Raw genomic sequence first — 800 nt, 5'->3', positions numbered from 1 at the left:
ATATAAGAAACTTGTATCACTGATTTTTCCTTGACCCTGAGAGTTCCGACCTCATTTAGTATCACTGTGATACCAAACTTCGGAACATACAGATAGTTATAAGGCTGGTCAGGGGTGCGTCCCTTATATCCATCCAAGGGGATGGAAGCCTTACCGGGAGGCTATTTCAGGCATTTCAGCCCTATTTCACTCCCGAACGAATCGCACAACCGCACCAGTTCTATCGCAATTGAACCGATAGGTGCAACCTTGCGGAGCCGATTCACCCAGGTCATCGTAGTCAAGACTCGGTGTTGCAAACTGGGTGCAAGCCAACCAGCAGGACGAGTCCGATTCAAGAATCGTGCCTGCCGATAGCGAGTTTTGCGATTCCGTCTACCGCGCCGCAATTGACGGCGGGATAGTAATGCAGCTTTAATCTGCTGCCCTCGATGCTGCAACTCAGCACCAAAGATGATTTGATTCCCTTGTTTCAGGGCAATTCCAGTAACTTTAGAGCCTGGGTCTAACTTAAGTTCGACAGGCTCGGGGTCAGCCTCAACCTCCTTTTTCAGGATGATAGTGAATGGATAACGGCGAAATACCGCCGCTTTCCCAACCTTGAGTAGTGACCGCGCTACCCCTGGCTTGCAGGGTGTGAGCGGCTTACGGTTGGTATCTAGAACCAAAACATGGTTAGACATTGTTGCGTCTCTTCTGATTGCTCGTAATGTTTGCTTCGCCAATGTTCAGAGTCGGTACTTTCCAAATCGCACTGTCTTAACCCCTTAGGACTGTTTAACGATTCGGTTCTAGAGCCT

1 pseudogene is annotated in these 800 nt (G+C 49.1%); it reads right to left on the bottom strand.

Annotated features, from left to right (window positions below):
• Window positions 1-209: 209 nt before the first annotated feature.
• Window positions 210-683 (bottom strand): annotated as a pseudogene (gene iscB / locus LKE08_RS00710) (RNA-guided endonuclease IscB); the annotation flags it as partial.
• Between the last annotated feature and the right edge of the window lie 117 nt (window positions 684-800).

This window comes from Lyngbya sp. CCY1209 (genome assembly GCF_035615495.1).
GTDB lineage: Bacteria > Cyanobacteriota > Cyanobacteriia > Cyanobacteriales > Microcoleaceae > Limnospira.
Note: the sequence above shows the minus strand (reverse complement) of the source record. Positions and strands in the feature narration are given on the sequence as shown.